Here is a 23,832-nt window from a genome sequence, read left to right as displayed (position 1 = left end):
CGATGGAATTCGGAACAGTCCTCCAGTGCAACCCGCCGGCTGCCCGGACCGTGGCGTTGGCGAAGAAGGCCGAAGAGCACGGGTTCGACTACGTCTGGACCTTCGATTCGCACCTGCTGTGGCAGGAGCCCTATGTGATCTATAGCCAAATCTTGGCCGAGACGCGCACCATCAAGGTGGGCCCCATGGTCACCAATCCGGCCACGCGGGACTGGACGGTCACGGCGTCCACCTTCGCCACCCTGAACCAGATGTACGGCAACCGGACGGTGTGCGGAATTGGCCGCGGCGACTCGGCGGTGCGGGTGATCAACGGTGCGCCGACCACCCTGAAGACGCTGCGCCAGGCCGTCCATGTGATCCGCGAACTGGCCAACTCGCGCCCGGTCGAATACAACGGGGCCACCCTGCAGTTCCCGTGGAGCGCGGGGTCCGAGCTGGAGGTGTGGGTTGCCGCCTACGGTCCGCTGGCGCTGAAGCTCGCCGGCGAAGTGGGCGATGGTTTCATCCTGCAGCTGGCGGATGTGGACATCGCGGAATGGATGATCCAGACCGTGCGCCAGGCTGCGGCCAACGCCGGACGGGATCCCCTGGCGGTCAAGTTCTGCGTGGCCGCGCCGATGTATGTGGGCCAGGACTGGGAACACATGCGCGACCAGTGCCGCTGGTTCGGCGGCATGGTGGGCAACCACGTGGCGGACATCGTGGCCAAGTACGGCTCGGACTCCGCGGTGCCGCAGGCCCTGACCGATTACATTGCCGGCCGCGACAGCTACGACTACAACGAGCACGGCCGGGCCGGCAACACCCACACTTCCTTCGTCCCGGACGAGATTGTCGACCGGTTCTGCGTGCTCGGCACTGCCGAGCAGCACATCGAGAAGCTGGAAAAGCTCAAGGCGCTCGGCGTCACCCAGTTCGCCGGCTACCTGCAGCACGACAACAAGGAAGAGACCTTGCGGGTCTACGGCGAGACCATCATGCCCGCGCTCCGGGAGCACGTGGTGGCCAAGGCCGAAACGGATCGGCCTGACCGAACGCGGCAACAGGCCTCCACGTAACGGCGGCAAACAGAGTACGACGGCGGTGCGCGCCTAGTGCACGATGGTTTTCACCGCGTCGGCGCCGGTCTTGACCACGTTGCGCTCCATCGCGTTGTGCTCTATTGCATCGGGCCGCAGGCGTGCCGCCAGTTCGCCGCGGCTGTGGACGCCGACCTTGGCGAAGACGGACTTCAAGTGGTCCTGCACGGTATGCGCGGAGATGAAGAGCCGGTCCGCGATCTCCGCCGTCGAACGTCCGGCAATGACCTCGGCGCAGATGTGCCGCTCGCGTGGAGTCAGCCCGTAGGCAGCCAGCAGCAGGGCGATCAGCTCCTGGCCGGCGGCCGGTTCAATAACGACGGCGGTCGAGGTGTCCTCCGCGCCAAGCAGCGGGGACGCGTGGAGGATGGCCCAGTGCCCGCGGGCATCGCGCAGCTTCGCCCGGAACTCACCGGTCGGCGAGGTGCGCGCGCCGGCGGCCATCACGCTCATCATGGTCAGGAAGCGGCCGGGCGAGATTTCATCCAGCCGGTTCCGCCATTCCAACGCACCAGGTGTTGCCGACCGCAGTTCGCCCTGCGGCCCGGTGACGACGATGGCCCGGCCGGTTCCAGGCGGAGTCCCGTGCAGTTCGGAGCGGACCGCCAGCCGGGTCGCCGAGGCGATGGCCGGAGCCACGGCAACGAGGAACTCCATTTCCCGTTCAGTGAAGTCGCGGCCGGCGCGGACCATTCCTGCCGCGCCCCAGCAGGCGCCGTCGGCCAGGAAAAGGACGCGCAGCTCGCGGTCCAAACCGAGCGGCCGCCACACCTGGTTGAGCCGGATGCTGTGCCTGCGCTCGTGTTCCGGCAGCTCGGACAGTGCGGCAACCGATTGCTTGCGGGCGGCCAGCTCGGCAAACCGGTGGGGTTCCGCCGTCGCATATTCGGCCTCCGCCAGCAGCGGTTCATACTCTGCCGGAATCCTCGCCTCGCCGCTGGCCATGGTGCTGATGACCAGCGTTTCCGGGTCGATGGTGGCCCAGCAGGTCAGCTCGGTGCTGATCTCCCGGCAGACGAGGCGGATGGCCTCGGCGTGCAGTTCGCTGACGCCCAGCCCGGTGGCGGCAAGTGCCGCGATGTTCCTGCGGACGCGGTAGGCCCGCTCCTCCCACATAAGAAAAGTATCCCACCGGGCGGCACTGCACGGATCCCCATAATTCTGGGATCGACGCTGTCACAGCGGGTTTCTAGCGTGGAGTCATGGCACATCTTATTCAGCACACGGCCGCCGGCGAGGGCAAGGAGTTCGTCTCGCCGGACGCCGTCCTGACCGTGAAGATCGACGCCGCACACACGGGTGGGAACTACGAACTCTTTGAGGTCGATGCCCCGCGCGGCCCGGCCACACCGCCGCACCGCACCGGTTGGGCGAAGGCGTACTACGTACTCAGCGGCCGCATGATCGTCCAGATCGACGACGACGGGTACGATCTGGGGCCGGGGGAGTCCATCGCCATCCCGCCGGCGGCCCTGCATACGTTTACGGTGCTCAGCCCCGCGGTCACGTTCCTGACCGTGAGCCTGACCGATGGCATGGGGAGGTTCCACGCGGACCTGGACGCCAGTCTGCCGCACGGCCGGCCGATGGAGGAAAACCTGGCCAAGGTCCGCGAGGTGCTGGCGCGCCACGACGTCACCGTGGAAGGAATGGAGCGCGTGCCATGACCGGGGTGGTTTGGGGCTTCGCGTTGCTGGCGGCGGTGCTGCACATATTCGTGTTCGTTTGGGAAGCGCTGCTGTTTCACCGCCCCGGTGTTCATGGGCGCATTTTTTCGACGCCGGCCGTTGACGTTCCCGCCATCCGGCTGTGGGCGTTCGGAGTCGGCTTCTACAACCTCTTCCTGGCCGCCGGTCTGATCCTCGGCGTCGTTCTATGGGCGGCGGGTGAGGTTGCCGTCGGCCGGGCGCTGGTCGTCTACATCTGCCTGTTCATGTTCCTGTCCGGCATCGTGTTGCTCATCGCGGACCGGCTGGCCATGGGCCGGCCGCGCGGAACCGGGATCGGTGGTGCCGTAGCCCAAGGTGGCCCGCCTCTGGTCGCCCTCATCGCCGCGGTGCTGTGAGCCCAAGATTTCCCTCAGCTCATGCTCGGAAACTATGACGTGGCGGACTAGTTTCTGATAGATGTTTCGCAGTGTGCGCCGGGCCGAGACGTGGACCAGACCCAAGCTTTTAGCAAGAACCAGAGGCTAAACCTTTAGGCAGGACTTGTAAGCTGCCGAGTCCCACGGACCCTGGCCTCAAAGGGGCGTTCCTTCCAGCAGCTGAAGGAGTCATCATGTCTAATCTTCCCGACAGAAAACCGATCAGGCGCCGCGCCTTCGCCTCGCTTGCAGCAGCGGTGACCCTGGCCGCTTCCCTGGTCCCGCTCGCAGCATTGCCCGCCAGTGCCGACGTTGCCGCGGTTGGCCCGGTCGATCAGCAGACCGGTTTTCCCACGTGGTATTCGGACGGCAGCGTGAAACTGCAGCTGTGTTACATGGCTAACGCAGGATGTCTGGCCGAACCGCCCAATCCAGCCGCGCCGGCGTCGTACCCCGACAACTTCCCGGAGGAGGCCTTCTGGTTTGCGGCGGAAGCCAGCGGCGGGAACCTGCGGCTCTACGAGGCCGCGCTGGAAGCCGCCCACGTCAACGGCCCGGTCACGCAGGGCGAGCAGATGGGCTTCGGCCGGCTGCGCTTCATCATCGAGAACCTTGTCCCCGACGCGTCCTACACAGTGACCCACCCCTACGGCGTCACCACACTCACGGCCGAGCCCGACCCCAAGAACGCTGCACTCGGGCGCATCAAGACCACGCTCGACTCGGGAGTCTGCGCGCCCACTGCGCTGGTGCCCTGTGACTGGGCGGGAGTCGGTGCCGCGTTCCTGGGCGACTACGCCGTGGGCACTACCGCCTCGTTCCTGCGCCAGACCGGTGCCGCGGCCGGAATGCTGGGGGATATCAACACTCCGAGGCCGGTGACCGGAGCCCCGTCCGGCACGAACGCCGTCGTTGTTACCGGACCAAACGCCGGCGGCCCGGGCGTGGACACGCTGACCGTCGACACGTTCACGGTCCAGGGGTTGGTATTCAACGGCGACGACGGCGCCCCCAGCACGCCGGACCTGACCGCAGCGAGCGACAGCGGCCGTTCCTCCACGGACAACATCACCAATGCCACCACGCCCACGTTCGCCGGCAACATCCCTGGTGCACCGGCTTCCACAGGGACCGTGGAACTGATGCTGGACGGCGCGAGCACTCCTGCCGCCTCCGTTGCCATGACCAACGGCTCCTACTCGCTGAGACCGGCGACGGCGCTGGCTGCGGGCGTGCATAAGGTTCAGGCCCGGATCGCCAACCCCGCCTACACAGTAGACCCCGTTACCGGTGCTCCGACGGATCCTGCCGTGCCGCAGTACCTGGTTTCCCCGACCCTGACATTCACGGTGGACACCACTGCACCCGCTGCCTCGATCGTGGCTCCCTTCCCATCTACTCCTACACTGGACAACACACCGACGCTGAGCTACACCGCGAATGAAGCAGGTTCTCGATTCGAATGCCAGCTGCTGCCGAGCAACGCCATCTGGGACCCCAGCTGCACCTCACCGAAAACGTACGACGCGCAGGTCAACGGAACTTACCTCTTCAACGTCCGCGCCACCGACGCCGCCGGCAACGTGGGGACCACGGCTACGCGGACGGTTCGCATTGGGCCGGCCGACACCGCAGCTCCCACAGTCACGGCGCGTGGCCCCGGTGCATCGGCCACTAACGTGGCCATAGGCAGCAACGTGTCGGCAACGTTCAGCGAGTTCATGCAGGGCGTTTCCGGAACCACTTTCACCCTGAGGAACGCTGCTGGGACCGTCATCCCGGCCACCGTGACCTATGACCAGGCGACACGAAGGGCGACCCTGAATCCGACGTCGAACCTCGCTCCGAACACTGTCTACACGGCGCGCCTGACCGGCGGCACCACCGCCATCAGGGACACCGCGAACCTCGCGCTGGCCAGCACCAGCTGGACCTTCACCACGGCGGCCGCTCCCACGGTCACGGCGCGGACGCCGGGATCCGGTGGCACAGCGGTCTCGTCCACCGGCAACATCACCGCGACCTTCAGCAAGGCGGTCACGGGCGTTAGCGGTACGACGTTTACGCTGAAGAATGCCGCTGGCACAGTCATTCCCGCCGCCGTCAGCTACAACGCTACTACGCGGGTCGCGACCCTCAATCCGTCGGCCAACCTCGCTGCAGACACGAGGTACACGGCGACGCTGTCCGGAGGAACGACGGCGATCCGGGACACCGTTGGCACCCCGCTGGCGAGCACCAGTTGGTCCTTCATCACCGGCGCCGCTCCGACGATGACCGCAAGGACGCCGGCGGTCAACGCCACGGGAGTTCGACGGGCCAACAACATCACGGCCACCTTCAGCGAGCCGATGCAGGGAGTCACCGCCACGACGTTCAGGCTGAAAAATGCCACGACAGGCGCGGCCGTGACGGCAACGGTCACCCGTAACGGCACCACCAACCAGTGGGTCCTGAACCCGGGGGCAACCCTGGCCTCGAACACGCGGTACACCGTGACGCTGACAGGCGGCACCTCCGCCGCCCGGGACCTGGCGGGTAACCCGGCCGCCACGACGGTCTGGAGTTTCACGACCGGAACGCTCTAACCAGGCAATGAGGACTGCCCGCGTATGCTCCCAGGCATGCGCGGGCAGTTCTTGTGTGAGGGCGCCGTCGTTATTCTGACCTAAGGCGCCACCACGGTCATAGTGCCGTGACTGGCCGCACCGATCGTGGTGCCAAAACTACTGCTGGCGTCGTTGAGCACGCGGTGCAGCCAGGCAGCGTCATCCCTTGTAGCCCGCTCCAGCCGCATGCGCCGGGAGCGCATGGGCACAAGGCGCAGTTCGCGCAGTTCCCGGGTGCGTGTGTCCATGGTGACGAAGTACAGGAGGCGGAGGTCGTCACGGAACTGCTCGTAACCGCTGATGCCCTCGTAGTCGTTGATCAGGTCGCCGCAGCCGTACAGGATCGGCCGGCTGCGGTAGACCTCGATCGGACGCGGATGGTGCGACGAGTGGCCGTGCACTATGTCGATGCCGCCATCTATCAGCCAGTGGGCAAACTGGATCTGGCCGCGGGGAACGTTGTAGCCCCAGTTCGAACCCCAATGCAGGGAAGCGACGGCGAGATCGCCCTCCCGCCTGGCCGCGTGCACGCGTTCGACGATCAGCCCGACGCTGTCCTCGGACAGATCCGGCAGCAGCGCCACGCCCGGGCGGTGGTCACCGGCAGCATTGGCAGAGGAGATGCCGCTTGATTCCAGGCCGGCTGACCAGACAAGCACTCTCCCGTGACCGATGCTCAGCACCGCCGGGTTCCACGCTTCCTCGGCGTCACGCCCTGCACCAGCGGTGCGAATTCCCGCCCCATGCAGCGTGTCCACTGTGTCAGTTAGGCCGGCGACACCGAAGTCCAGTACGTGGTTGTTCGCCAGCACGCAGATGTCGATGCCTGCGATGGTGAGGCAAGCGATGTTGTCCGGGCGCATGCGGTAGTGGATGCCCTTGCGCGGGGCGAAATCGCCGTCGTTGGTGATGCTGGTTTCCAGATTGATCACCCGCGCGTCCGGCGCCGCTTCGCCGATGATCTTCAACGCGTCGCCCCACGGCCAGTCAGGCTCTACGGGGCGGGGAATCGACCCGTTGGCTGCTTCGGCCAGTGCAACGTAATCCCGGGCATCGCGGATGTACCCCTCCCGCAGTTTCGGCGACCCCGGGCTGGGCAGGATCTGGTCCACGCCCCGGCCGGTCATCACGTCTCCGGCGAGGAACAATTTGGTCGTTTCGGAAGCCATTCGAACCGCCATTCCCACTGCCTGTCAATATCCACTTTATAGCTAAGCGATCCCGCTTTCCGGCTTTACCATGGGAGTCGCACCTAGTGGTAATACCGGGTTATACTTCACTTATGAAGACTGCGGTTTCTATGCCCGACAAGACTTTTCAGCGGGCCGAAGCACTGGCAAAGTCGCTCGGTTTGAGTCGGTCAGAACTTATATCGCGCGCTGTTGATCACTATGCCGATGAACTGGAACGGTCCTCGCTAACTAGTCGGATCGACGCAGCGATCCAAAGATGTGGGATCGACAACGATTCGACGACTGCTGTTGTCAAAGCTGGCCACGCGACGTTGTCGGCTGATGGTGATGAATGGTAAGCCGCGGCGAAATTCTCTGGGCTGACCTCGGGCCACCGGAGGGAAGCAGGCCTGCCAAGCGCAGACCAGTTCTTGTGGTCCAATCGGATAGCTATAACAATTCGCAGATAAAAACGACCATCGTCGCAGTAGTTACATCCAAGCTGGCAATAGCGGATATGCCAGGCAACGTATTCCTGCCGGCTAAGGCTACTGGCCTGCCGAAGGATTCCGTGGTTAACGTTACGCAACTCGCCACCGTTAACAAGTCAGATCTTTATGAGCTCGCTGGAACCATCCCCCTTGATCTGATGCGAAGGGTCGATGACGGCATCTCCGGCGTTCTGGCTGCCGACATTTGACTGGCTCTTAGGCGCTTCCTGTAGAAAGCTCCGTCGTCTGGTCCACAAACGGTTCAGCCCGGCCGATCATCGAGCAACCGGGCTGGACTGAATATTGTTCCGTCCTCGTTTAGGCGCCTTTAGGGGCGAGGACGATGTCGAAGCGGGTGCGGGCCCAGGCCTGGCCGACGAGGTCACGGCCGTCGGGGGTGGGGGTGCCGGCGGGCTGCTGGTCGAATTTCTTGATGAGGGAGTCTTTGACGCCGAACACGGAGTCGCCGATTTCGATCTGCGGGTCGCCCGCGACGAAGATGTGGGTGACGAGGGTGCGCAGGTTCTCGGCGGTGACCATGAAGTGCAGGTGCGAGGCGCGGACGGGGGAGCGGCCGACGGCTTCGAGCATTTTTCCGACAGGCCCGTCATGCGGAATCGGGTACGGCGTCGGGGTCAGGCCCCAGAAGCTGTAGTTGCCGCTCCCGTCGGAGTAGAGATGTGCGCGTCCAGCGACGCGGCCGTCGGTGTACTGGACGTCGTAGAACCCGTCGTCGTCGGCTTCCCAGACCTCGATCCGGGCGTTGGGTACGGGGTTGCCGTCGGTGTCTTTCACGGTGCCTTCGACCCAGCAGGGCTGGCCGGCGGCGCCGCCGGCGATGTCCCCGCCGATCGGGATCTCCGGGGCGTCTTCAGTGAAGAAGGGCCCGAAGACGGTGGCCTCGGTTGCATCGAGGGTTTGTTTGACGGCCTGGTTGTTGACGGCGATGGTCTGCATGGAGGCGCCGAGGACGTCGGAGAGCAGGATGAATTCCTGGCGTTTGTCGTCGGTGATGTGGCCGGCGGCGGTGAGGAACTCGATGCCCTTGTTCCACTCGTCCTCAGTGAGGCGGACTTCGCGGATGAAGTTGTGCAGGTGCTTGGTCAGGGCCTGCATCAGCCGTTTCAGCCGCTCATCCTTCGCTCCGTCGAAGGACGCAATGACGGTGTCCACGAGCTGCTGCTCGACGGCCTGCTGTTCGGGGCTCAAGCCGCCGGTTCCTGATGCAGTGGTGTTGGTTTCGGTCATTCTGGTTCTCCTAAAACTGGATGCGTCCCGGTCACAGGCCCGGGGTGGTGCCGGCGGTGGCGGCGCGAAGCAGTTCGGTGAGGTTCTGCTCGGTGGGCTGGCGCGGGTTGGACGCGGGGATGATGGGCAGGATGATGTCGACGGCTTCGGCGATGTTGTCTTCGGTGAAGCCGTAGTCCTTCAGCGCCTTTGGAGCATCCAACGTCGCACGGAGTTTGTTGAGGCCTTCCACGGCGTTGCCGGTGCCGAAGGCCGCGGCGATGCGTGCGGCGGCGTCGGGGGCGTCGGGGGCGTTGAACGCGAGCACGTACGGGAGCACGGTGGCGTGGGTCTGGGCGTGGGGCATGTTCCAGGTCCCGCCGAGGACGTGGCAGATCTTGTGGTGCATCCCGGAACCGGCCGACGCGAACGCGACCGCGGCCAGGTACGCGCCGTAGAGCGCCTGCTCGCGTCCCTCCAGCCCGGAGGGGTCCTGCTTGACGAGGGGAAGGCCTTGGTTGAGGGCGCGGATGCCTTCGGCGGCCAAAGCCTGGTTGATCGGGTCCGCCCGCGGTCCCCACATGGAGTCCACGCAGTGCGCCAGGGCGTTCAAACCCGAGGCGACGGAGAGGTCCGCCGGCAGCGAGAGGGTCAGTTCGGCGTCGTAAATCACCGTTGCTGGGAGGACGCGGTCGTCGATGCCGGTGGTCTTGCGGGCGGCTTCGGTCAGGCCCCAGACGTTGGTGGCTTCGGAACCGGCGTACGTGGTCGGGACGGCGACGATCGGCAGGCCCGAGGTGAGGGCGATGGCTTTGGCCAGGCCGGTGGTGGACCCGCCGCCGACGCAGACCAGCAGGTCGATCCCGTGCTCCGTGGCTGCGGCGCGGGCTTTTTCGGCCTTCTCGATCGGCACATGCGGGGCGACGTCGTCGTAATCCAAGGCCACGTCGATGTCCGCGGTGACGTTCTTCGCGATCGGGGCCTCGAACTCGGAGGCGATCACCATGACCTTCCGGGCACCGAGGCGTGCGACCTCGGCGGCCAGGTTCTCGGCTGCCTTGCCGGAGCCGAACAGCACCCGCTGTCCCAATGTGACATGTTCAAAATTCAGGCTCATGCTCAGGCTCCTCGGTTCAGGATGGCGGAAACGGTGTCCAGAAGCGCGGCTTCCGGGTCGGTGGGCAGGCGGTCGGTGCGCCAGCCGATGTGCTTGTCCGGGCGGACCAGTACGGCACCATCTTCTTCTACGCCGCGCAGTTTCGCCCAGTCGAAGTACAGGTCTGTAATGTCCTGGCCGGGGCCGATGACTACGGTCCTCACCGTCACGCCGAGCTGGTCGCTGACCTTCTGGGCTGCGGTTGCCCAGTCCTCGCCGGTGATGCCTGTAAAGAGGGTGAACTGGCCGTAGGGTGCCAGATCGTGCGTGGAGTATTTGCGGGCATTGTCGCCGACCCAGGCGTGAGGCAGCCGGACGCCGGGATGGGTGGACGGCTCATAGTAGAGTTCCGGATCCCGCTGCGGCGCCGGCTTGGTGCTGCCGTCACCGACCACAGCCGAGGAGACGTAGTGCTGGCCGAGCTCCACGCCGTGCGCGTTGAACTCGTAGTTCTTGATCTCCATGGCTTCCTGGACGGCCCGGCGCTTGGCTGCGCCCTCGGGCGTGCTGTCCTTGCGGGATTCGATCAGCGCGAGCATTTCCTCGGGGGTCTCGGCCTTGTCGATGCCGAGGGCCTCGAACAGCTTCACGAACTCGCGGCCGGACTGGTTGGCGCGGGTGACAATCTGCTTGGCAACCGGGGCGCGTTCTTCCGAGTAGGTCTCCAGCAGTTCCTCGCCAGCCTGCCCGCTGAGCACGGCGGCCAGCTTCCAAGCCAGGTTGTAGGAGTCCTGGATGGAGGTGTTGGAGCCCAGGCCGTTGCTCGGCGGATGCTTGTGCACGGCGTCGCCAGCGCAGAAGACGCGGCCCTTCTGCAAGTGCGTGGCGTACTGCTCGTTGTTGCCCCAGAGCGAGATGCCGGTGATTTCGACGTCGAGATCCGGCACCCCGATCAGGTTGCGGACCACCTGCCGGGCGTCCTCTTCGCTGACCTCCGGGGTTCCCTCGTTGATGTCGAAGCCCCAGACGATCAGCCACTCGTTCCATGGCCGCACCATCCGGACCAGGCCGGCGCCGATGCCGCCGATGTTGGAACCGGGCTGCACCACCCAGTAGAGCACCGACGGGCGGTGGCCCACGAGCTCGGCGATGTCCGCCTTGAAAGTGATGTTCATGGAACCGGCGATGTCCATCTGGCCCTCGTACGGCAGTGCGATATCCGCCGCCACCTTCGAGCGCGCTCCGTCCGCGCCGATCAGGTATTTGGCGCGGATGGTGTACTCACTGCCCGTGAGCCGGTTGAGCACGCGGACGTTGACGCCGTCGTTATCCTGCGTGTGCGAGAGGTACTCGGTGGAGAACTGGGTCTGGGTGCCGCGCATCGTTGCGTTCTTGACCAGGATCGGCTCCAGATAGGTCTGCGGGATATCGCAGTTCAACGACGGCGAAGCCAGCTCGTAGTCCGCATGCCGCGCCGGGTGGTTGCCCCACGTGAGGATGCGGCCGATCTCCTCGCCTGCGATGGAGGTGCAGAAGACGGTGTCGCCGATCATGTGGTGTGGGGTGGCGTCGGCCAGGACCTGTTCCTCGATTCCCAGGTCGCGGAAGATCTCCATGGTCCGCTGGTTGGTGATGTGCGCCCGCGGCGTGTTGGCCGTCCAGCGGTACTTGGTGATCATGATGTTGGGAACACCGAGTGAGGACAGGAACAGGGCGGCCGAGGAACCGGCGGGGCCGGAGCCGACAATCAGCACATCCGTCTCGACGACGTTGGAATCCGGGGTCTCGGTTTCAGCGACCCCGTCATTGAAAATCACCATGGCATTACTCCACTTTCGATAGCCGGACTTTCCGGGCAACTGCTACGAGTGTTGCAGGCCACACTGTGCTTGTGCGTGGAAATCCGGATCACGGCGGAAAGCAGCAAAACAACGGCGGAAATATGCAAAAAAGAGGCTCTACGCGCCGCCCTCATAGGTCCCGTATTCCGGAAGCCCGGTGGTTTGGTAGGTGTGGATCGCCAATCCGGCAGGCGTCACCTTATGGCTGGTGAGCTTCAGGCCGGCGGGAGCGCCGCCGTCGGGGAACAAGCGTCGCCCGCTGCCGACTACTACCGGGGCGATGACGAGCCTCAACTCGTCGACCAAGCCGGCGGCGAGCAGCGATTGGCCAAGCCTGGCGCTGCCATGGATCTGCAGTTCCCCACCGGGCTGTTGCTTGAGGTCCGCGACCTTTGCAGGAATGTCCCCGGACAGGATGGTGCTCGGATTCCACTCTGCGTTGGTGAGGCTGTTGGACGCGACGTATTTTGGCATGCTGTTCATCTTTTCCGCGAACGGATCATCGGGATCGGTCATATTCGGCCAGGCCTGGGCGAACTCCTCATACGTGCGCCGTCCCAGCAGTAGGCCGTCAGCCTCTGCCAACCAATCGGCAGCTTGCTGCATGAACGTCTCGTCCATATGCGGAACGAACCAGCCACCCTGGGTGAAGCCGCCGCTGGTGTCCTCGTCGGGTGATCCCGGACCCTGGGATACGCCGTCCAAGGAAAGAAACTCGGTCAGGGTCAGTTTCATGGCTGCCTACTTTCGGTTGGTGGCCTGCTGGTTCAGGCGTCGGTCATGCGACGTCGGTCAGTGTGCGGTTTTGCGGGCCTGCAGCGGACTGACACCAAAGAGTTCCTTGTAGGCCCGGGAAAAGTGCGCCTGCGAGGAAAAGCCGAGTTCCGCGGCAAGCCGAGCCAACGGTTGCCGGGGGTTGCCCGGATCTGCTAGCAGGCGGCGGGCCAGCTGCAGCCGTTCTTCCCGGATGAATCGCACCACGCTGATACCCTCTTGCGCGAAGACCCTTGAGAGCTGCCGGTCGCTGATCCCGATGGCGGCGGCCACCAACGGCGCCGACAGCTGTGGGTCGCGCAGCCGCTGCAGGATGAAGGATCTGGCGGCGCCGAAATGGCCGATGCCCCCGCCGTCGTCGCCGTTGACCAGGACGCGGAACAGGTCCAGAGCCGACGCTTCCAGACCGGCGCCGTCCGGCTCCGGATTTGCCAGCGCGCTCTTCATCAATCCGGCCAGCGCGTTCGCATGTTGGCCAGCAGCCACCGAGCTGCGGAAGTCGAAAATCTGCGGGCGACCCAAACTGCTTCGCCCGGAAATCTCTTTGTAGACCGGCCGCGGAATCTTGAGCGCGAGTTCACGCAGCCCATGCGAAAACCCGCGCATGAACGGCTGGTCCGCGTCGTAGAGGACGGCCTGGCCCGGGCGCAGCATCTCGCAGCCGTCCCGGTGATAGAAGAAGGCCTCGCCGTCGAGATTGAAATAAACAACGACGGCGTCCGCCGGGTTCGTGGAGATATAACTTTGGGTGCGCTCTACTACGTGTGGATTCCCGACCACATGCGCGAACTGGATGCGCGGAAGCTGAAGGTTGAGCTCGGTTGCTTCGAGCGCCGCCTCGCTGAGCGTGCGGCAACCGAGGCCGATGAGCGAGCGGGCATTATGGTTTTCCCACAGTTCCACGCGGCGCGGCTCGGGCAAGCCGGCAGTCGAAAACCGGACCACCCCAGGGGCAGATCGCGTGGCGGCTGAATTCCTCGCAGCAACCGTCGCCGAACGGGTGCCTGTGAGCTGTCTCATACCAGCCAAGCGTACGTGTGGCGGCGGCATTTTTGCTAGCGGAGATCCGGCAGACGATGCGTTGATCAGGCTTCGGGCCAATGTGACTCAATCCAAGCGATCACGGGCTTGATGGTTTCGTCCGAGTTGGACTCGAAAATGAGGCCGTGACCGTTGCCGTCGATGCCGTACTCCTTCAGGTTCAGCCATGCGGCGGCTGCCCCTGCCGTGTTCAGGAAACTGACCACGTCCGGGGTGAAGCCAGTGAAGGGGGAGGCGCTGCCGCTGATGACGGCAACCGGCTTGCCTTCGAGCGCGGGCAGCCGCAGGGAATCGGGGTCGGCAGCCTGTGCTTCTTCCGGCGTGCTGATGGACGGTCCGTAATTCAGCGGTGCGGAGGTCAATCCCCAGGACAGCGTGCCCATGCCCGGAATCTCCGTAAAGGCTGGCCCCACCGGTTCGACGGCGGCAATGCCCTTTACAAGCTCAGGCCGGGCGTCGGCAACGAGCCAACCGGCGGGCCCGCCTGCCGAGTGCGTGACGATGACTGCTGGACCGATGCGGTCCAGGAGCCTGGCCAACCGATCAGCATCCATGGCTTGCGAGTCGGCCAGGTCCGCAGGGAGCGGGCCCATCGAAGCGATCAGTTGGTCGAGATGCGCAGAACCGACCTCGCGGTCATAGCTCCAAGCAGTTTGGGCGTCGGCGGCTTCCTCGGGCAGGAAGAGACCTTGGGCTGCTTCGTACGGAAAGGCGCCGCCCATCGGTCCCACCACATCCGGATGGTAGGGAGAGCGGCCGTGGCCGGGCCGGTCCACCACATAGACGGCGAAGCCGGCTTCGACGAAGCGCTGGGCCCAGCCCGGCCGGCCATCCGGCGTGCCGGTCCAGTCTGTGCCCTGGCCACCACCGCCGTGGACCAACACCAGCGGGTAGGCCTGCGTGACGTTTTCCGGGGCTTCCCACGCTACGAACATCGGGCCGCGCTGAACGGTGCCTCCCGCCGTCGTCAGCCGTTCACCGGGAATCCAGAATTGGCCTCGGCGCGAGGTGACCAGGGGTGCGTCGGAGAGGTGCGGGGCGATTGCAGTCATATCAGGACTCCTTGGAGGACAGCAGGTCGTGCAGCAGCTTGCGGATGCGGGCTACTGAATCGTCATTGATGTGGTGCTCGGTTTCGTCATACGTATTGAGTTCGACGGCGGCGCCCGCCTTGGAGAGGGCGACGGCGGTCGCTTCGATCCGCGGAAGGGGCACCCAGATGTCTTCGGCAGCCGATGCCATCAGGACCGGGACGCCATCCAGGCGGCCTTCTTCGGGCCATTCGTGTTCATCCGGGCCGATGTACCCGCCGGTGTGCAGCACAACGCCGGCGTACCGGTTCTGGTTTCGCAGCAAGTATTCCGACAACAGGCAGGCACCTTGCGAGAAGCCCAGCAGCACCGTTTTTTCCGGACCGATGCCGCGCTCGGCCAGCCAGCCCCGATGCTGCCCGACGGCCTCGAGCGCGTGGTCCAGATGCGGCTGGTTCTTGTTCAGGGGCTCCATGAACCCGGCCGGATACCAGGTGGAGTCGTTCGCTGCCGGCATCAGATAAGCCAAACCCGAAAGGCCGACGCGGTCCGCCAGTTCCTGCATGAATGTGGGTGACTGGGATCGTCCATGCACGGCATAGACAACCAGGCCTGCGTCGGTCAGCGGAGCCCCGTGGAGTACAGGGTCCTGCTCCAGATGGGGGTTGGGCTGCATCATGCCAGCGCAGAGTGGTCGCCGAGTTGATGCCAGGTCCGGTTGTGGTAGACCAGCGGGTGGGACTGTTCAGCGGGACGGGAATCAACGTCAGGGATGTTCACCTGCAGAACCTGCACGGCGACGACTGTGGAGTCGCCGGCTTCCATCTGATTCACAATCTTGCCGCGGAGCCAGGCGTTGGCGGTGGGGAGGACGGGTTCGCCTGTGACCAGGCGGGTCCAGATGCTGGTGTCCGCGAAGCGGTCTATGCCGCTGGTGGAGAACGTTTTGGCCAGGTCGATCTGGTCCGCGCCCAGGAGATGGACGACGACGGTCTCGGCACGCCGGAGCGCGGGGGCAGAAGACGAATGGCCGGATAACGAGAAAACCAGCAGCGGAGGGTTGGCCGAGACGGAGAACACCGAGGTTGCGGTCAGTCCTACCGGTCCGTCGCCGGGGTCGGCAGTAACGACCGAGACGCCGGCAGGATGATTGCGGAAGGCCGCTTTGAAATCGTCTGCCGTCAGCATCTGGTCAAAGTGTCCCTCGGCCATGCGCGCCGGGCTGGCTTGGGTTGAAGGGCGGGTCATAGTGGCTCCTGGAATCTTGGGGCGTGCCGGCCGTAAAGCGACCGGCACGCCAAATGGGGAGGAACGGGCTACTGGTCTTTCAGATCGAGGAAGACCCACTGCGCGTTCGGCGCCAGACCGGCCAGCTGGCGTCCGCAGTTCTGCAGGACGACTGGCCCGGAGGTGACGTGCTGGGTACCGGCATGCATGTCCCTGAAGAAGCGCTGCACGTCTCCGGAACGCAAAGCCGCGGTGGCAGCCCACTTGTACACCGTCTGGGTCACCTCGTGAGCTGACCACGTGGTGTTATTCAAGGCCAGACGGGTCAGCGTTTCCTGCTCGACAGAGAGCAGCTCGCCCTTGTCCAGTGTCGCCTCGTTGTCTGCCCAGGTCTCCATGACCAGAGCGCGGGCGGAACGCAGCTTAGCTTCGGCCTGGGCATAAGCGGCATGGAACTGGTCCGTGTCCACCGATGCCCCGGGAGCGCCTGATTTCTTCTGAGCGAGTTCCCTCATTTCGTCCAGCAAACGTCGAGCTACACCGAGTGCCCAGCCCGTGTGGCAGATACCGGACATGTTGGCCAAACCGAGGTGGTAGATAGCGCCGCCGTTGAGGGCGTCCATGATGGAAACCTCGTAGGTGTAACTTTCCGGCACAAAGAGATCCTCGATCACATAGTCGATGCTGCCAGTCGCCCGCAGCCCCATGACATCCCAGTTGTCAATCAAGGTGGCCTGTTCCTTGGGCAGAGTGAAGACCAGCGCTTGACCGGTCTCTTCGCAGAAAGCGGCCGTGTGGATGTGGGTTGCCTGGTGCATGCCGGAGGCAAAGGACCAGGATCCCGAGAGCCGGTAACCGCCGTCGGCCTTTGTTGCCGTTCCCAGACGCGTGCCCTGACCTGCGATCAATGCGTAGTCGTCACCACCGGGGAAGAGGTCCTGCCTGGCTTCTTCACCAAGCCACGCCGCAGTGGTGCCGGTGATCATCTGCAATGCCATGAACACCCAGCCCGCGGACGCATCGGCGTACGAGATCTTTTCGATTGATTGTATTACCTGCCGCGGGGAGAACTCGTAACCACCCAGGTTGCGTGGAATGCCGACTTTATAGACGCCGGATTCCTTCAGTGCGGCCTCCACCTCGGGGGTGAGCCGGCCGCCTACCTCGTTGGCCTCCGCGTTGGCCTTGAGCAGTGGGGTGATGGCATCCAGACGCTCCATCAGCGCGTCGAACTCATTGCTGACGTGAAGTCGGGAATCCGTAATCGTTTGTTCACTCATGGAAATAGCTCCTTTGGTCCTGCTGGGCCGTGCCGCGTTGGCTGTTAGACGTCGATGTGCTCGAGCTGTTCGAAAATTTGTGTGCGCTGGTTTTCGAACTGCTCGGGCAGCTGGAACCTGCTGCCCAGTTCCTGCGGGGATTCGTCACAGGTCCAGCCACCGTCTTCGTGCGTAACGGCGAGCTCGAACAGGGCGCCGCCTGGGGTGCGCACGTAGACGGACTTGAAGTACTTGCGGTCCTTGAGCTCGGAGATGTCGGTGTAGCCGGCGCCTTCGATTTCGAACTTAACCTCGTCCTGGTTTTTCAGGGTGTCCAGGTTCCAAGCGAAGTGGTGATACGTGCCGGAGCCGTAGTGCCAGGTGCCTTGATCGTCGGAGATGTTGGCAGTCAGCTCCACGTGGTTCCCATACTTGGCGTTACCGACCTGGAAGACCGCACGGTCGCCTTCTTCACTGATCTGGTCCTGCGAAAAGAACGTGTCATTGGCGAAGTCAACCATTCGTTCGGGAGTGGTGACGTGGATGCCGACGCCGTGAATGCCATGGATGGCGTGCTCCTGCGGCACACCGTTTCCAGCGAAGCCTTCGCGTTCGTCCCCGTCGGTGCCGACGAAGACGTACTCGATGCCGGACGGATGCCGGAAAGCCAGACGGCGCTGGTCGAAGGCCTCTATGTTCTGGACCTCGACCTTGTGCTGGTTGAGGCGCTGGTGCCAGAAGTCGAGTGACGTCGACGGGACCGATAGCAGGACCTCGCGGGCTTGGTTTGTACCGCGCTTGCCGTACAGCCCGGCCTGAGCCCACGGGAACGTGGTGACGACAGAGGACGGGTCGCCATTGGCATTGGAGTAGTACAGGTGGTAAATCGGCTTCGAACCGTCGAAGAGCACGGTGCGCTTGATGAAACGCATTCCGAGCGTTTTGACGTGGAAGTCTACGTCTTCCTGCGCTGTGCCGACGGACAGGGTCACATGGTGTGAACCTTCGATGTAAGTCATGATGTGTCTCCTTTGACGTGTTCAACCCGCATGTTTTTTAGGGGATGGTTTTACCGTAGATGTGATTAGCGCCACTGGAATCACGAGAGAGTGCCCGCCGATATCGAATGCGTGCAGCGTTGACAGGAAAGTGTGCTCGGTCTCCGGCGACAAGCCATTCTTGGATGGTTGGCCCAGATACTGCTACCCGAAGCGAGGACATTCATGTCGCCAAGTCCCATATATACAGTCGCCTTTCCAACCAAGGAATTGGCCGAAGGTCAAGGTCAGGCGCCGGATGGAATCCGCTACGTGGTCGCGGATATAGGATCGGCCCACTGGCATGAAGTGTCAGGGGAAACGGACATGCTGGTCCTGCCGTATATGGTTCCGGCCAATGAGCTAAAGAGGCTGTCCGGATCCGCTGTTTCGTTGGTGCAGAGCCAGACAATGGGATACGACGGCGTGACCGACTACCTGCCGGCAGGGGTTGCTTTCTGCAATGCAGCCGGCGTGCATGAGACGGCCACAGGTGAACTCGCATTGACAATGATATTGGCCAGCTTGCGAGGCATTCCGGATGCCGTTGACGGGCAGCGTACGGGTGAATGGCGCCATAAATGGCATCCGGGACTAGCTGATAAGCGTGTGCTCGTTATCGGCGCCGGTGGAGTGGGGCGGGAAATTGTCCGAAGACTTGAACCCTTTGAGGTCAGCATCACCAGGGCGGCGCGCACAGGGCGGACGGATGGTTTCGGGGTCGTGCAATCAATCGTGGATCTTCCGGCCCTGCTGCCTGAAGCCGACGTCGTTGTTCTGGCTGTACCGCTGACGGCGGAAACCAAGAGCCTTGTGGACGCCGCATTTTTGGCATCGATGGCGGATGGCGCATTATTGGTCAATGTGTCGAGAGGTCCGGTGGTCCGGACGGACCAGCTGGTCGCCGAGCTGAATGCGGGCAGATTGATGGCGGCACTCGATGTGACAGACCCGGAACCGCTGCCAGCGGAACATCCTTTGTGGAGGACCCCAAATACGCTGATCACTCCGCATGTCGGCGGGCATACTGGTGCCATGTTGCCGCGGATTACGAAGCTGTTGAAACGACAAATAGCACGCGTAGCTGTGGGCCAGCCTCCATTGAACCGGGTGCTCTAGTAATCCGACGGATGCACTAGGAAGCATCTTCCAGAGCTGCCCTCCGGAAATCTGCGGGTGTTAGTCCGGTAGAGGCCTTGAAGATTTGCCCGAAGTGTGATGCGCCTTTGAACCCCCAACGCTTGGCGATCGCAGCGGCGGGCACGTTGATGAGCATGGGGTCGGCCAGGTCGCGGCGGCAACGCTCCACGCGACGTTCCCGGATCCATGCGGAAACGCTGATCCCACTGTCTTGGAAGAGGCTGTGCAGATACCGCAACGAGATGAAGTGCGCGCCCGCAATTTGCTGCGGACCAAGATCTGGGTTCCCCAGATGCTCATCAACATACTCGTGAATGCGATGCATCAGGGATTCGCGGGTCTCCGGCTGGCGTGCTGGGACGTGCAGCGCAGTTTGGCTCAGCAGCATAGATCCTACGAGATTCATGACACCACTGACAGTCGAGTAACGATTGACATTAGTCATGGAATCCAGCGTCTCGTTCAGCGTGCTGAGGAGCGCCCACACGGATGGGGCCAAGCCAGAGCCAGCGTCGATCCGCGTGGCCGTCATTTCGTTCAGAGCGTCGCTTGAGGTGCTAATGAGTTTCTGCGGGAACTTGATGCATAGTGCTCGATAGCCGTCACTGCTGGCCAGCGAGGCCGGCTTTGTTGAATCGTAAAAAGTGAATTGCCCCGGCCCGAGAACTGCCGTTCGGTCATCTTGCGTCAGCCGGAATTCGCCTGAGAGTTGTAACGTCATCAGGTACTCAGGACGCTGACCCTGTTCAATTTTCGAAGCATCACGATAGGCGGCGTGCCGGTCACATGTCATGTTGATAAATTCGAGGTCCGCAAACGGCCTGCTCCGTACAGACCCCTTGAAGGACTGCGGTTCATCGAAATCGAAATCAAAGCTCAGCAGCGAGCGTGCAACAGTGTCACGCCAGCTTGTGGACGGTACCGGTTGATCTGTCGATGTTCTTTGTTGTGCTGAGCCCGCTGAGTTTGCATGAGCCATGGCCAAAACACCCTCCTCGGATTGCCTGGTCGAAATCTCCATTCCTGCCTGCCGCGCTGCGCAGCTAGTAAGTGGATGCAGTCTACCGCCCGGGTTGTGGTGCGTGTCACGGCGTCAAGTTTTGTTGCTTCGGTGCATGTCTGCAGCAGTGCACGGATTCGACAGTAGGGTGCACGGTCTTTGGATGCCGGTGACCTGGATCACTAATACGCTCTGGGGAAAGGCCAGCAGGGCCATCCAACGGCTGGCTCCACTGCGGCCCTCAGGTGAATCCGATTACCGACATAAGGACGTGCGGACGACGATGTCTACTGCCCGAACAGATGCGGCCACAACGCCGCAAAGCATCCAGGAACTTTTCGATCTGACCGGCGAGACGGCCGTCATCACAGGAGCCGGTAGCGGACTGGGCAAGGCCATAGCCGAAATTCTTGCTCTGGCCGGAGCCCAAGTGGGGCTGATCGACGTAGACCAAGAGCGACTTGCCACGGTCGCGGCCGGTATCGAGGCCAACGGTGGGAAGACCCTCAACCTGACCGCCGACGTCTCCGATTCCACCTCGATTGCCTCCGCCATTGGAGACATCAAGGACCACTTCGGCGGACTAAACATCGTCTTCGCCAACGCCGGAATTTCCCGTGGACCAGGTTTCCCGGAGGGCGAGGGCACGCTGGCAGGCACACGGCAGGAGGACTGGAACGCGGTGGTTGACGTCAATCTCAACGGCGTCTTCAACACGCTCAGTGCCGCATCGGGAGCAATTGCCGACGGCGGGCGGATCATCGTCACCGCATCCACAGCTGGATTCCGCGCAGATCCGATGGTCGGCTATGCCTACGTCGCCACCAAGGCCGCCGTGCTCAACATTGTGCGCCAGGCCGCGCTGGAACTGGCTCCGCGGGGCATCCGGATCAATGCGATTGCACCAGGTCCGTTCCGGACGAATATTGCCGGCGAAGGAGCCCTGGACGCTCCGGAACTCAACACCATGTGGGCGGAGACGATCCCCCTGGGCAGGATGGCCCATCCGGAGGAATTGAAAGGACTGGCGCTTTTGCTGGCCTCCAACGCCTCGAGCTTCATGACAGGCGGCGCTTATGTCATTGACGGCGGCGCCCTCGCATTGTCGCATGCGCACTGAACGCCATGCTGCCCCAACCCCGTCTGCCGGTCCCCGGACCACAGGCACGGATGGACACACTATGAGTACAACAACCCCGTATGTCCTTGAATCCAAAGACATCAGCAAACACTTCGATGGCGTCTTCGCGCTGAACGAAGTGGACCTTCGGATCCGACCGGGCGAGATCCACGCGCTGCTCGGCGAGAACGGGGCCGGCAAGAGTACGCTCATCAAAATCCTCACCGGCGTCTACACTCCCGACTCCGGCTCGGTGCTTCTAGACGGCGACGGGGTCACGTTCAAGGGCGTGAGCAGCGCCCATAAGGCAGGCGTCGTCGCGCTATACCAGGAACTGTCCATCGTGCCCAACGTCTCCGTTGCGGAGAACATCGTGCTGGGTGACGACATGCCAACCCGTGCCGGTCTGGTCGATTGGAAAGAGCTTCGCCGGATTGCCCGTGAGCAGCTCGACCGGCTCAATCAAAGCCATATCCCGGTTCAGCGAATGGCCGGTCGGCTCACTCCGGTCCAGCAGACCATGGTCGCGGTCGCACGTGCCATCGCCGTCAAAGCCAAGGTCCTGATTCTCGATGAGCCGACCGCCGCGCTGACGGACCATGAGATTCAGGATCTGTTTCGGGTGCTTCGCAACCTCCGCGCCGAGGGCGTCGCCATTGTCTATGTTTCCCACCGGCTGGAAGAAGTGTTTGAGCTCTGCGATCGCGCAACCATTATGCGCAACGGGCGCGTGATGACGACGACGGATGTGGCCGACACGACCATCCGCGAGGTCATCTCCACCATGGTGGGGCGGAAACAGGAGGACCTGTTCCCCACCCGGGGGATTCCGGGTGCCGGTACGGCAGTGGAAATTCACAACCTCACGGGCCAGCGGGTCAAAGATGTTTCGCTTTCGGTTAAGGAAGGCGAAGTGCTCGGAATCGGAGGTCTTGCCGGATCTGGCCGCAGCGAACTGCTACGCATTATCGCCGGCGCCCAACGGCATACTTCTGGTCGAATAGTCATCGACGGGCAGGAAACCAACCACAAGTCGGTGGCCGCCGCCCTGAACCATGGCATAGCCCTCGTCCCGGAAGAACGGCGCAGTCAGGGAGTGGTACTGTCCCAATCCATCGGTGAGAACATCGCCGTTGGGAATTTGACGTCGATCAGCAAATGGGGACTGGTAACGCGGGCCCGCATCAAATCCTTGGCATCGAATTCGATAGCGGAGCTCCAGATCAAGAGCCGCGGACCCCACCAAACGGTAGGCCAGCTCTCTGGGGGAAACCAGCAAAAAGTTGTGCTTGCCAAATATCTGGCACGGAACCCCAAAGTCCTGCTGCTTGACGAACCAACCCGGGGCATCGACGTCGGCACGAAGTCTGAAATCTACGGACTGATACGGGGGCTGGCAGCCAAAGGCGCCGCCGTCATCGTGGTCAGTTCCGAGTTGCCGGAACTGATCGGCCTGGCCGACCGCATCGTCCTGATGCACGAAGGACATATCTCCGGTGAAGTCTCGGCAGCAGGCGCCGACGAAGAGCAGCTTCTGACGTATTGCTATGGAAGGGCAGCATCATGAACACTGCACAGAAAACACCGGTGGAGAACAAGCCGCCGCAAGGACCAACTACGCAGACCCGCGCGGCAGCAGGGGAGGGCGCCCGCCGGTATACCCCGGTGCTTGGTGCCATCAAATCAGGCGGGACAATCATCGGCTTCGTCCTGCTGGTGGCCGTCTTTGGCATGATGCGTCCGGAGGTGTTCCTGACCTTCGGGAACCTGCGCAACGTGCTGGAGCAGGTGGCTATCTTGGCGATCATTGCTTCGGTGCAGACCGTGGTGATGGTGGTGGGCAACTTTGACCTCTCCGTCGGTGCGACGGCATCGCTCTCCGGGGCCGTTGTCGCCCAGCTGTTGATCGGCGGCCAAGGAATCGCAGTCGCGATTGCTGGCGCGTTGGTGGTGGGAGCCCTCGTGGGCGCGGTCAACGGGTATCTGACTGCCTACCTGAAACTTTCTGCTTTCGTGGCCACCCTTGCCACCATGACGTCCGTCTCGGGGTTGGCTTTTATCGTCACCGACGGCACCACACTGTTCGGGCTGCCGCAGGGGTTTATGTCCCTCGGGCAAGGCCGTTGGGTCGGGCTGCCGATCCCGATCTTCGTGGCCATTGCCATTGCAGTCATGGTGTGGTTTGTGCTCCGTAACACCACCATTGGACGTCGCTGGCACGCCGTTGGCGGCAACGCCGAAGTCGCCAAGCTCAGTGGGGTCCACGTGAACCGGGTCCGTTTCCTGGCTTTCGTCGTGGCCGGAGCTGGTGCCGCCCTGGCTGGAGTGGTCCTCACTAGCAGGCTGGCAAGTGCCACGGCGACCAGCGGTGATTCCTACATGTTGCTGGCCATCGCCGCGGTATTCCTAGGCATGACCATCTCCAAGGAAGGTACGGCGAACATCGGCGGAACGCTGATTGGCGTAGGTATTCTCGGCGTCCTGAGCAACGGGCTCAACATCATCGGCGTCAGCACCTACGTGCAGCAGTTCCTGACCGGCATCATCATCATCGCTGCCGTGGCGTTTTCGCGGCTGGGCAACAAGGGAGTTTCCTAGT

22 protein-coding genes are annotated in these 23,832 nt (G+C 63.3%); 9 read left to right on the top strand and 13 right to left on the bottom strand.

Going from position 1 to position 23,832, the window contains the following annotated elements:
• The first annotated feature begins 2 nt into the window (after positions 1-2).
• Positions 3-1,061 (top strand): TIGR03842 family LLM class F420-dependent oxidoreductase, encoded by a 1,059-nt coding sequence (locus tag AC5RWO_RS06720; RefSeq protein ID WP_498730365.1) that lies wholly within the window; start codon positions 3-5, stop codon positions 1,059-1,061.
• Between the two features lie 33 nt (positions 1,062-1,094).
• Here AC5RWO_RS06720 and AC5RWO_RS06715 read toward each other — a convergent pair whose 3' ends face one another.
• Positions 1,095-2,198 carry a LuxR C-terminal-related transcriptional regulator gene (locus AC5RWO_RS06715; RefSeq protein ID WP_498730363.1) on the bottom strand — a complete coding sequence of 368 codons (1,104 nt, stop codon included), beginning with the start codon at positions 2,196-2,198 and terminating at the stop codon, positions 1,095-1,097.
• A gap of 86 nt (positions 2,199-2,284) precedes the next feature.
• Here AC5RWO_RS06715 and AC5RWO_RS06710 point away from each other — a divergent pair, with 86 nt between their 5' ends.
• The 3 genes from AC5RWO_RS06710 to AC5RWO_RS06700 all read left to right on the top strand — a co-directional run bounded on the left by AC5RWO_RS06710 (position 2,285) and on the right by AC5RWO_RS06700 (position 5,756).
• Complete coding sequence (locus tag AC5RWO_RS06710) at positions 2,285-2,749, top strand: cupin domain-containing protein (protein ID WP_498730362.1); 465 nt, start codon at positions 2,285-2,287, stop codon at positions 2,747-2,749.
• The gene (locus AC5RWO_RS06705; protein WP_498730361.1) at positions 2,746-3,147 is read left to right on the top strand and encodes a DUF1304 domain-containing protein; all 402 of its coding nucleotides are present in this window, start codon (positions 2,746-2,748) and stop codon (positions 3,145-3,147) included. Before AC5RWO_RS06710 ends, AC5RWO_RS06705 begins: the two co-directional genes overlap by 4 nt.
• Before the next feature lie 215 nt (positions 3,148-3,362).
• The gene (locus tag AC5RWO_RS06700; RefSeq protein ID WP_498730359.1) at positions 3,363-5,756 is read left to right on the top strand and encodes an Ig-like domain-containing protein; all 2,394 of its coding nucleotides are present in this window, start codon (positions 3,363-3,365) and stop codon (positions 5,754-5,756) included.
• A gap of 80 nt (positions 5,757-5,836) precedes the next feature.
• Here the strand turns inward: AC5RWO_RS06700 and AC5RWO_RS06695 are convergent, their stop codons facing one another.
• On the bottom strand, positions 5,837-6,946 hold the full coding sequence (locus tag AC5RWO_RS06695) for a CapA family protein (protein WP_498730358.1): 1,110 nt from the start codon (positions 6,944-6,946) through the stop codon (positions 5,837-5,839).
• 355 nt (positions 6,947-7,301) lie between these two features.
• Here AC5RWO_RS06695 and AC5RWO_RS06690 point away from each other — a divergent pair, with 355 nt between their 5' ends.
• Complete coding sequence (locus tag AC5RWO_RS06690; RefSeq protein WP_498730357.1) at positions 7,302-7,649, top strand: type II toxin-antitoxin system PemK/MazF family toxin; 348 nt, start codon at positions 7,302-7,304, stop codon at positions 7,647-7,649.
• Positions 7,650-7,758: 109 nt separating this feature from the next.
• Here the strand turns inward: AC5RWO_RS06690 and AC5RWO_RS06685 are convergent, their stop codons facing one another.
• The 10 genes from AC5RWO_RS06685 to AC5RWO_RS06640 form a co-directional block, all read right to left on the bottom strand.
• Positions 7,759-8,688 carry a dioxygenase family protein gene (locus tag AC5RWO_RS06685; protein ID WP_498730356.1) on the bottom strand — a complete coding sequence of 310 codons (930 nt, stop codon included), beginning with the start codon at positions 8,686-8,688 and terminating at the stop codon, positions 7,759-7,761.
• A gap of 31 nt (positions 8,689-8,719) precedes the next feature.
• On the bottom strand, positions 8,720-9,784 hold the full coding sequence (locus AC5RWO_RS06680; protein WP_498730355.1) for a maleylacetate reductase: 1,065 nt from the start codon (positions 9,782-9,784) through the stop codon (positions 8,720-8,722).
• A gap of 2 nt (positions 9,785-9,786) precedes the next feature.
• A complete protein-coding gene (locus tag AC5RWO_RS06675; RefSeq protein ID WP_498730353.1) occupies positions 9,787-11,583 on the bottom strand; it encodes an FAD-dependent oxidoreductase in 1,797 nt (598 codons plus the stop codon).
• Positions 11,584-11,721: 138 nt separating this feature from the next.
• Complete coding sequence (locus tag AC5RWO_RS06670) at positions 11,722-12,339, bottom strand: dihydrofolate reductase family protein (protein WP_498730351.1); 618 nt, start codon at positions 12,337-12,339, stop codon at positions 11,722-11,724.
• Between the two features lie 57 nt (positions 12,340-12,396).
• Positions 12,397-13,281 carry a helix-turn-helix domain-containing protein gene (locus AC5RWO_RS06665; RefSeq protein ID WP_498730349.1) on the bottom strand — a complete coding sequence of 295 codons (885 nt, stop codon included), beginning with the start codon at positions 13,279-13,281 and terminating at the stop codon, positions 12,397-12,399.
• 182 nt (positions 13,282-13,463) lie between these two features.
• Positions 13,464-14,471 carry an alpha/beta fold hydrolase gene (locus AC5RWO_RS06660; RefSeq protein WP_498730348.1) on the bottom strand — a complete coding sequence of 336 codons (1,008 nt, stop codon included), beginning with the start codon at positions 14,469-14,471 and terminating at the stop codon, positions 13,464-13,466.
• 1 nt (position 14,472) lies between these two features.
• On the bottom strand, positions 14,473-15,129 hold the full coding sequence (locus tag AC5RWO_RS06655; protein ID WP_498730346.1) for an alpha/beta hydrolase: 657 nt from the start codon (positions 15,127-15,129) through the stop codon (positions 14,473-14,475).
• Complete coding sequence (locus AC5RWO_RS06650; protein ID WP_498730345.1) at positions 15,126-15,698, bottom strand: flavin reductase family protein; 573 nt, start codon at positions 15,696-15,698, stop codon at positions 15,126-15,128. The genes AC5RWO_RS06655 and AC5RWO_RS06650 overlap by 4 nt, the downstream gene beginning before the upstream one ends.
• 68 nt (positions 15,699-15,766) lie before the next feature.
• Positions 15,767-16,957, bottom strand: coding sequence for an acyl-CoA dehydrogenase family protein (locus AC5RWO_RS06645; protein ID WP_498730343.1), 1,191 nt, complete (start codon positions 16,955-16,957; stop codon positions 15,767-15,769).
• 44 nt (positions 16,958-17,001) lie between these two features.
• Positions 17,002-17,955: a VOC family protein gene (locus AC5RWO_RS06640; protein ID WP_498730341.1), complete on the bottom strand. Its 954-nt coding sequence runs from the start codon at positions 17,953-17,955 to the stop codon at positions 17,002-17,004.
• 249 nt (positions 17,956-18,204) lie between these two features.
• Here AC5RWO_RS06640 and AC5RWO_RS06635 point away from each other — a divergent pair, with 249 nt between their 5' ends.
• On the top strand, positions 18,205-19,092 hold the full coding sequence (locus AC5RWO_RS06635) for a 2-hydroxyacid dehydrogenase (RefSeq protein WP_498730339.1): 888 nt from the start codon (positions 18,205-18,207) through the stop codon (positions 19,090-19,092).
• Positions 19,093-19,108: 16 nt separating this feature from the next.
• Here the strand turns inward: AC5RWO_RS06635 and AC5RWO_RS06630 are convergent, their stop codons facing one another.
• Positions 19,109-20,134, bottom strand: coding sequence for an AraC-like ligand-binding domain-containing protein (locus tag AC5RWO_RS06630; RefSeq protein WP_498730338.1), 1,026 nt, complete (start codon positions 20,132-20,134; stop codon positions 19,109-19,111).
• Positions 20,135-20,396: 262 nt separating this feature from the next.
• Here AC5RWO_RS06630 and AC5RWO_RS06625 point away from each other — a divergent pair, with 262 nt between their 5' ends.
• From AC5RWO_RS06625 to AC5RWO_RS06615, 3 genes are all read left to right on the top strand, one after another.
• On the top strand, positions 20,397-21,233 hold the full coding sequence (locus AC5RWO_RS06625) for an SDR family NAD(P)-dependent oxidoreductase (protein ID WP_498730336.1): 837 nt from the start codon (positions 20,397-20,399) through the stop codon (positions 21,231-21,233).
• A 61-nt stretch (positions 21,234-21,294) separates the two neighbouring features.
• Complete coding sequence (locus AC5RWO_RS06620) at positions 21,295-22,800, top strand: sugar ABC transporter ATP-binding protein (RefSeq protein WP_498730334.1); 1,506 nt, start codon at positions 21,295-21,297, stop codon at positions 22,798-22,800.
• Positions 22,797-23,831: an ABC transporter permease gene (locus tag AC5RWO_RS06615; RefSeq protein ID WP_498730332.1), complete on the top strand. Its 1,035-nt coding sequence runs from the start codon at positions 22,797-22,799 to the stop codon at positions 23,829-23,831. The genes AC5RWO_RS06620 and AC5RWO_RS06615 overlap by 4 nt, the downstream gene beginning before the upstream one ends.
• Position 23,832 lies beyond the last annotated feature (1 nt).

The sequence above is a fragment of the Arthrobacter sp. B055-34 genome (assembly GCF_059090425.1).
This window is presented reverse-complemented; position numbering and strand designations above follow the sequence as displayed.

What these genes read in the sequence shown, in the direction of transcription:
- AC5RWO_RS06650 (WP_498730345.1), bottom strand. Translation starts at nt 15,698, where the DNA reads ATGACCCGCCCTTCAACCCAAGCCAGCCCGGCGCGCATGGCCGAGGGA.
- AC5RWO_RS06720 (WP_498730365.1), top strand. Translation starts at nt 3, where the DNA reads ATGGAATTCGGAACAGTCCTCCAGTGCAACCCGCCGGCTGCCCGGACC.
- AC5RWO_RS06640 (WP_498730341.1), bottom strand. Translation starts at nt 17,955, where the DNA reads ATGACTTACATCGAAGGTTCACACCATGTGACCCTGTCCGTCGGCACA.
- AC5RWO_RS06620 (WP_498730334.1), top strand. Translation starts at nt 21,295, where the DNA reads ATGAGTACAACAACCCCGTATGTCCTTGAATCCAAAGACATCAGCAAA.
- AC5RWO_RS06715 (WP_498730363.1), bottom strand. Translation starts at nt 2,198, where the DNA reads ATGTGGGAGGAGCGGGCCTACCGCGTCCGCAGGAACATCGCGGCACTT.
- AC5RWO_RS06695 (WP_498730358.1), bottom strand. Translation starts at nt 6,946, where the DNA reads ATGGCTTCCGAAACGACCAAATTGTTCCTCGCCGGAGACGTGATGACC.
- AC5RWO_RS06645 (WP_498730343.1), bottom strand. Translation starts at nt 16,957, where the DNA reads ATGAGTGAACAAACGATTACGGATTCCCGACTTCACGTCAGCAATGAG.
- AC5RWO_RS06630 (WP_498730338.1), bottom strand. Translation starts at nt 20,134, where the DNA reads ATGGAGATTTCGACCAGGCAATCCGAGGAGGGTGTTTTGGCCATGGCT.
- AC5RWO_RS06690 (WP_498730357.1), top strand. Translation starts at nt 7,302, where the DNA reads ATGGTAAGCCGCGGCGAAATTCTCTGGGCTGACCTCGGGCCACCGGAG.
- AC5RWO_RS06615 (WP_498730332.1), top strand. Translation starts at nt 22,797, where the DNA reads ATGAACACTGCACAGAAAACACCGGTGGAGAACAAGCCGCCGCAAGGA.
- AC5RWO_RS06700 (WP_498730359.1), top strand. Translation starts at nt 3,363, where the DNA reads ATGTCTAATCTTCCCGACAGAAAACCGATCAGGCGCCGCGCCTTCGCC.
- AC5RWO_RS06625 (WP_498730336.1), top strand. Translation starts at nt 20,397, where the DNA reads ATGTCTACTGCCCGAACAGATGCGGCCACAACGCCGCAAAGCATCCAG.
- AC5RWO_RS06685 (WP_498730356.1), bottom strand. Translation starts at nt 8,688, where the DNA reads ATGACCGAAACCAACACCACTGCATCAGGAACCGGCGGCTTGAGCCCC.
- AC5RWO_RS06710 (WP_498730362.1), top strand. Translation starts at nt 2,285, where the DNA reads ATGGCACATCTTATTCAGCACACGGCCGCCGGCGAGGGCAAGGAGTTC.
- AC5RWO_RS06670 (WP_498730351.1), bottom strand. Translation starts at nt 12,339, where the DNA reads ATGAAACTGACCCTGACCGAGTTTCTTTCCTTGGACGGCGTATCCCAG.
- AC5RWO_RS06655 (WP_498730346.1), bottom strand. Translation starts at nt 15,129, where the DNA reads ATGATGCAGCCCAACCCCCATCTGGAGCAGGACCCTGTACTCCACGGG.
- AC5RWO_RS06680 (WP_498730355.1), bottom strand. Translation starts at nt 9,784, where the DNA reads ATGAGCCTGAATTTTGAACATGTCACATTGGGACAGCGGGTGCTGTTC.
- AC5RWO_RS06660 (WP_498730348.1), bottom strand. Translation starts at nt 14,471, where the DNA reads ATGACTGCAATCGCCCCGCACCTCTCCGACGCACCCCTGGTCACCTCG.
- AC5RWO_RS06705 (WP_498730361.1), top strand. Translation starts at nt 2,746, where the DNA reads ATGACCGGGGTGGTTTGGGGCTTCGCGTTGCTGGCGGCGGTGCTGCAC.
- AC5RWO_RS06675 (WP_498730353.1), bottom strand. Translation starts at nt 11,583, where the DNA reads ATGGTGATTTTCAATGACGGGGTCGCTGAAACCGAGACCCCGGATTCC.